The 6,576-nt window shown below is 50.2% G+C and carries 4 protein-coding genes; 3 read left to right on the forward strand and 1 reads right to left on the reverse strand.

The window, feature by feature from the left end:
* Positions 1–337: 337 nt before the first annotated feature.
* Positions 338–2,251: a tRNA uridine-5-carboxymethylaminomethyl(34) synthesis enzyme MnmG gene (gene mnmG / locus RMO35_RS04095; RefSeq protein ID WP_309738741.1), complete on the reverse strand. Its 1,914-nt coding sequence runs from the start codon at positions 2,249–2,251 to the stop codon at positions 338–340.
* 362 nt (positions 2,252–2,613) lie between these two features.
* Here mnmG and RMO35_RS04100 point away from each other — a divergent pair, with 362 nt between their 5' ends.
* The 3 genes from RMO35_RS04100 (at position 2,614) to RMO35_RS04110 (ending at position 6,568) form a co-directional block, all read left to right on the forward strand.
* Positions 2,614–2,796, forward strand: a complete 183-nt coding sequence (locus RMO35_RS04100) for a hypothetical protein (RefSeq protein WP_309738742.1) — start codon at positions 2,614–2,616, stop codon at positions 2,794–2,796.
* A gap of 181 nt (positions 2,797–2,977) precedes the next feature.
* On the forward strand, positions 2,978–4,798 hold the full coding sequence (locus tag RMO35_RS04105) for a trypsin-like peptidase domain-containing protein (protein ID WP_309738743.1): 1,821 nt from the start codon (positions 2,978–2,980) through the stop codon (positions 4,796–4,798).
* A 582-nt stretch (positions 4,799–5,380) separates the two neighbouring features.
* Positions 5,381–6,568 carry an NAD(P)/FAD-dependent oxidoreductase gene (locus RMO35_RS04110; protein ID WP_309738744.1) on the forward strand — a complete coding sequence of 396 codons (1,188 nt, stop codon included), beginning with the start codon at positions 5,381–5,383 and terminating at the stop codon, positions 6,566–6,568.
* Positions 6,569–6,576: the final 8 nt, after the last annotated feature.

A 6,576-nucleotide genomic window follows, 5' to 3' on the forward strand; every position in this document is an offset into this window, starting at 1 on the left:
GTCGCTAAACCCTCGGGGAACCCTCCGTATCGCGCATCCGCTGTCTTGAAAAGGTGCTTCACTTGCGGCGTTTTTATTCGGGGGTTCCCCCCGAATAAGAAAACGACAAGACAGGGGAAACCCCAAGAACGCACTTTTCGCAAACCGTCGGGGAACAGAGGCGTGCGCGAGCCGCTCCGACCCATGGCTTGCACCAAGCAGGGGGCTTTAGATCCGGATCTTAGGGTTTCAGATGATTCTAGTAATTGAAATAATTGTGCCGACCTACTTGTTATTGTCATTATCCATCTGTTCTAAAATACGCATAACAACCCAATTCTCAATTCTCAATTCTCAATTAATTTAATACAGTCTGCGGAGTTTTAGTGCGATTTTGCACTTCTAGCCAAATCAATAAAGCATTGATATCAGCGGGATTGACACCACCGATGCGGGTGGCTTGTCCGATGGTGGCAGGTTGCACTTGGGCTAACTTTTCTCGCGATTCTTTCGAGAGGGTCTCGATCGAGTGATAATCGATATTACTCGGGAGTTTGCGATTTGATTGTTTGCTAACTTGGTCGATTTGATGTTGTTGGCGGCTCAAGTATCCGGCATATTTAATCTCGATTTCGGCTCCTTCTTGTTCGGCAATAGTTAAATCTTTATTACCCAATTCAAATTTGAGTAAATGTGGATAATGTAAGCCCGGACGACGCAAGAGTTCGGCGAGCGTAATCGAGCCTTTAATAACTTCCCCAGTCGCTGCTGTAATCTCTTTTCCAGCGGGTTCTAGTTCCTTCACGCGAGTTTTTTCGAGGCGGTCTTTTTCAGCCAGAATCTGGGCTTGCTTGTTGGTATATAACTCCCAGCGGCGGTCGTCAATCAGACCGATTTCGCGACCTAATGGTGTCAATCTTCGATCGGCATTATCCGATCGCAATAATAGCCGATATTCCGATCGACTCGTCAGCATTCGATACGGTTCGCGCAGATCTTTGGTACACAAATCATCAATCAGGGTACCCAAATAACTCTGTTCGCGCGGAAAGACAATCATCTCCTGATGGTTGACAAATCGCGCCGCATTTACCCCCGCGACAAATCCCTGTCCGGCGGCTTCTTCATACCCAGTAGTACCATTTACCTGTCCCGCACAAAACAGCCCCTCAATCTTTTTGGTCATCAGGGTGGGATAACACTGCGTCGCGGGGAGATAGTCATAGTCCACCGCATAAGCCGGACGCAGCATCACGCACTTTTCCATCCCTGGGAGTGTCCGCAGCATCTCGACTTGGAGGCTTTCGGGGAGTCCAGTGGAGAAGCCTTGAATGTATAGCTCGGGAATATCCCGCCCTTCCGGTTCGACAAATATCTGATGACTTTCCTTGTCGGCAAAGCGGACGATCTTATCTTCGATACTCGGACAATATCTTGGCCCTTTGGAGTCTACCCAACCACCATAGACGGGCGACAGATGGAGGTTCTCACGAATCAGGCGGTGAGTTTCAGGAGTCGTCCGCGTCAGATGACAGGGAATCTGTGCTTTTTCTACCCACACTTCGGGATCGAAACTAAACCAGCGCACGCGATCGTCCCCCGGTTGTGGTTCCATTTTAGTGTAGTCTACCGATCGTTTATCTACCCGCGCTGGCGTACCAGTTTTGAGTCTACCAGTTTCAAAACCTATCCGGTGTAAAGTTTCCGTCAACCCCGTCGCTGCAAATTCACCCGCACGTCCGGCAGACATCGACTTATTCCCCACCCAAATCGTCCCGCCGAGAAACGTTCCAGTAGTGAGGATGACCGCCTGACATTCAAACGCCGCACCAAAATAAGTCTCAACGCCAATTACCCGATTATTCGCATCCAGAACTAAATCCGTCACCATTCCTTCCCGAATGCTCAGATTGTCCTGATTTTCAACGATATTTTTCATCACCGCTGCATATTCGCGCTTGTCGGTTTGCGCGCGTAATGCCCACACAGCGGGGCCTTTAGAGTCATTTAAGACCCGTTTCTGGAGATAAGTGCGATCGGCCATTTTGCCGATTTCACCACCTAATGCGTCGATTTCATGGGTGAGCTGGGACTTGGCGGGGCCACCGACGGCGGGATTGCAAGGTTGCCAACCGATTTTATCCAAGTTGAGGGTGAGTAATAGCGTCCGACAACCCAATCGGGCCGCCGCTAGTGCCGCTTCACAGCCAGCATGTCCGGCTCCGACGACAACAATATCAAAAGCATCTTGGAATTTTACGTCAGGATTCATAAACAATGGGGAGGATCTGATGTTTAACTTGTCCGCCCTGAAGATCTAGGTGCGATTGGGTCTATCTCTATTATATTCTGCTCCTTTGGCGATCGATCTGGGAATAATACTGCTAATGACTCGTCAAGGCACTAACGAATTTTGGTGTCCTGGCGATCGCCTCCAATATCAGTAAATCGGGTTTTGCGCTACCGCCTAATGATGTGGATTTGACTTAATTTAGCTAGATTCAGCAAATTGGCGCATTACTTGGTATAAGATCTGCTACATCTATTGCAACCGTAGCTACTGTGAACTAAAACAGCCAGTTTTACCCGCTACTTATCCATTGCCCTGCATCTATCTTATTGAGCGATCTCAAAATGCTGCTAAATTTTTGGTCTGAATCTATTCCCAAGTGCCCAAAATGCGGTACCGATCGGATCGGTCGCGCTCATCGCATTGGTGGCTGGGATCGATTGTACTCTCTAGCTAATGTCTATCCCTACCGTTGTCGCCAGACTCAATGTAAGCAGAGGTTTCGCCGGATTGGTAGGAGTATGTGAGGTTTAGCTGAAGCAATTTTTATTCAGAGCGAAGACATCCGCTATGGCTAAAAAAGTTAGTAAATCGAAGGCACATTTAAGCCGAGCAATTACGCTAACTTTCAGCGTAATTGCAAATAGTTGCGATCGATTCACAGGCAAAACAAATTATCATACGATCGAGTAGTATTCGTTCATCACTATGAAAACTTGGCTGGCTACCTGTGGCATCATCGCGCCGTTAGTTATCGTTTTGCCTGCTACTACTGCCATGTCGCCCACAGCAGTAGCAAAAATTGCCAAAAGTGTGACTGTTGCCATTACAATGCCCAACGAGCGCGGATCTGGCGCAATTATCGCCCGCGCGGGGAATACTTATACAGTCCTGACTGCCGCCCATGTCGTCAAAAAAAACAATGGTCGGTATACGATCGAGTTGAGCGACGGTCAAAAGTATCCCGTTAGCGGCAGACAGTTAGCGCCAACTGGCAATCTCGATCTCGCCATCGTCAAATTTCAGAGCGATCGTAATTATCCGGTAGTCAAAATTGGCGACTCTAATAATGCCGTCGAAGGCAGTCTTGCCTACGTCGCTGGATTCCCACTGGCGACAGCCGCCATTAGCAAGTCGGTGTATACCTTCAGCGATGGCAAAATTACCGCCAATAGTTCCCAACCATTCTCGAATGGTTACTCGATCGTCTATAGCTGCAATACCTTACCAGGGATGAGTGGTGGCCCGGTATTGAACGATAGCGGCGAACTAATTGCCGTACATGGGCGCGGCGACATTCAAGAAAATAAACAGTCCGATATCAATGCCAATGTCTTTGTAAAGACTGGCTTCAATCTAGGCATCCCCGCTAATTCCTTCCTCAAACTCGCCAGCCAAATGGGAGTAACACTGGGACAAACTGCACCAGTAATCGCCACCCAGCCACGCAATACCGCCGCCGATGATTCCTTTGTCACCGCCGCCACCAAATTTCGCCAGGGCGACTACCCCGGAGCGATTGCCGGATTCGATCGGGCGATCGCCACCAAACCGAACTACACGGCGGCATACATCGCCAGAGCCGAAGCAAACTTGTACCTAGAAAATGGCGCAGAAGTCATCCGCGACGCCAATCTGGCTCTGAGGAGCGATCCCAAATCCGCCGATGCTTATGCCCTGCGCGGCGCTGGTAAAATTGGCAGTGGCGACTCCGAAGGAGCCTTTGCCGACCTAGATCGGGCGATCTCCCTCAATCCGCGCAATTCCCGCAGCTATCTATATCGCGGTTATGCTCAGATGCAGTATGCCGACCCCACTCAAGCATTGCGATCCATAAACCAGGCGATCGCGATCGATCTCAATCTCGGTGACGCTTACAGCGTGCGAGCCGTCGCTAAATATTTACTTGGCGACCCTCAAGGTGCTGAGTCAGACTTCCAGCGCGCCCTGCAAATCAATCAAAAGAGTTTTCTGACTTATGTCTATCGCGGGTTTATCCAAGTTAATGCGGGTAACAAAGCTGGATTTAACGATCTAGCCACGGGTATCGCCATTAGTCCCAACAATCCCCTCGGTTACAGTCTGCGCGGACAAGCCTATAGCAGCATCAAAGACTACAACCGCGCGATCGCCCAATTTGACATCGCCCTGAAACTCAAGCCCAACTATGATTCAGTCTATGCCTATCGCGGCATCGTCCGGATGCAGCAACAGCAATTTTCTCAAGGTTTAGCCGATGTCGAAAAAGCACTCCAAATCAATCCCAATAGCGAAGCTGGTTATCAAGGCAGAGCAGTCTACTACATCAATCAAAAAGATTTCCGCCGTTCTCTAGCCGACGCCAATCGCGCGATTGCCATCAATAGCGTCTCCCCCGACTCCTACACCCTCCAAGGCGTATCCTACTTCGGCTTAGGCAATCGCACCCAATCCAAAGCCGCACTCCAAACAGCAGCAAGACTCTACCAAAAACGCGGCAATAGACAAAACTATCAAGATGTCATGGCGCTGTTGAGATTGTTGTCGTAATAGAGAGGGTAGAGGGTAGAGGGTAGCGGGTGGAGCTGATTAGTTCAAAAAAACTTAATTCCCAACTAAAATCTAACGTGGAGTGAATGCCGCACCACGCTAGCACACAAGTCGAACATACGCAGGAGAGTTTGAGAGGGGGGGCGTCCCCCCTCTCAACGGGGGGGCTGGGGGTCGGTACCCCCAGATCCGGGTTCTGCCTCCGCTAGGAAAAACGAAACCTACTAACATCTAACATTTGCCGCTTCGCTTTGTACATTTGGCTCCTTCGTTTAGGAGTGTTGGGTTTCATTCTTGTGCTTGGTGCGCTGTCTTGTCTCGCATAATCCGGGAGGGAACCTCCCGGCTGCGAGCCGCTGTCTTGACCCAAACACATGCGGAGGGAACCTCCGCGTGATTTGGGTCGCTAAACCCTCGGGGAACCCTCCGTATCGCGCATCCGCAACCCAACCTACAGATCTATAAAGGATCGTTTTGACTCCTTTCCAGTTAACCGAACCCTTCGCAACGCTACGCGATCGAGCGCAAAATTGTTACAGTTAATGAACAAGCCTCATCTCGATCGCCAATAACCCTTAACTTATGACTTCAGTACCGCGTATCTGTATCCTCGGTGGGGGATTTGGTGGTTTGTATACCGCCTTGCGCCTGCATCAACTCGCGTGGGCACCCGGACAAAAGCCCGAAATCACCCTAATCGATCGTCACCTCAACTTTGTATTTACACCCCTACTCTACGAACTCATCACCGGGGAAATGCAAGGCTGGGAAATCGCGCCACCATTTGCCGAACTGCTTAAAGGGACAGACATTCGGTTCATCCAAGGCTCTGTCGATTGGATCGACAAAAACCAAAAAACCGTCACATTAGAAGGTGGCACCGAGATCGATTACGATCGGCTAGTCCTATCACTCGGCTGTGAAACCCCCGTTGACACCGTACCTGGCGTCATGGAAAACGCGATCGCCTTCCGATCGCTCGAAGACGCCTACAAACTCGATGCCAAACTCCGGATCTTAGAAACCGCCACTACCGAGAAAATCCGGATCGCGATCGTCGGTGCTGGTTATACGGGCGTCGAAGTCGCCTGCAAACTAGCCGACAGGCTCAAAGAACGCGGTCGCATTCGCCTGATTCAATCGGGAAATAAGATCTTGCCCAATGCCCTAGAATTCAATCGGAATGCTGCCCTCAAGGCGCTAGAACAGCGCGGCGTTTGGGTGGACTTAGAAACTAACGTTTCGGAGATTACAGCGGACTCGATCGGGCTAATTTACAAGGGTCAGACCGACATCATCCCTGCCGAAATCATCATGTGGACGGTCGGCAATCAAGTCAGTCCGGCGATTACACATTTCGAGCTACCACTGAATCCCCAAGGAAAAATTACTGTTACCCAGACACTTCAAGTCACCGAAAATTCCGATATTTATGCTTTGGGCGATGCGGCGGCAATTAGCGACGCTGACGGTCAATTTATTCCCACCACCGCTCAAGTCGCCTTCCAGCAGTCTGATTTTGTCGCCTGGAATATTTGGTCATCCCTGACCGATCGACCTCTACTGCCATTCAAGTATACTAATCTCGGCGAAATGATGGTACTCGGCGATGATAATGCCGTCCTATCTGGCATGGGCATCAAATTAGACGGCCCCCTCGCCTACCTCACCCGTCGCCTCGTCTACCTCTATCGTCTCCCCACCCTCGAACATCAGCTTAAGGTGGGTTTGAATTGGTTGACGCAGCCGTTGGTGAAAATGTTGAGCTAGTGGATCGT

This window comes from Chamaesiphon sp. OTE_20_metabat_361, from assembly GCF_031364565.1.

Bases quoted from the DNA above. Each gene is read 5' to 3' on its own strand.
- mnmG (WP_309738741.1), bottom strand. From the start codon at position 2,251: ATGAATCCTGACGTAAAATTCCAAGATGCTTTTGATATTGTTGTCGTC.
- RMO35_RS04100 (WP_309738742.1), top strand. From the start codon at position 2,614: ATGCTGCTAAATTTTTGGTCTGAATCTATTCCCAAGTGCCCAAAATGC.
- RMO35_RS04110 (WP_309738744.1), top strand. From the start codon at position 5,381: ATGACTTCAGTACCGCGTATCTGTATCCTCGGTGGGGGATTTGGTGGT.
- RMO35_RS04105 (WP_309738743.1), top strand. From the start codon at position 2,978: ATGAAAACTTGGCTGGCTACCTGTGGCATCATCGCGCCGTTAGTTATC.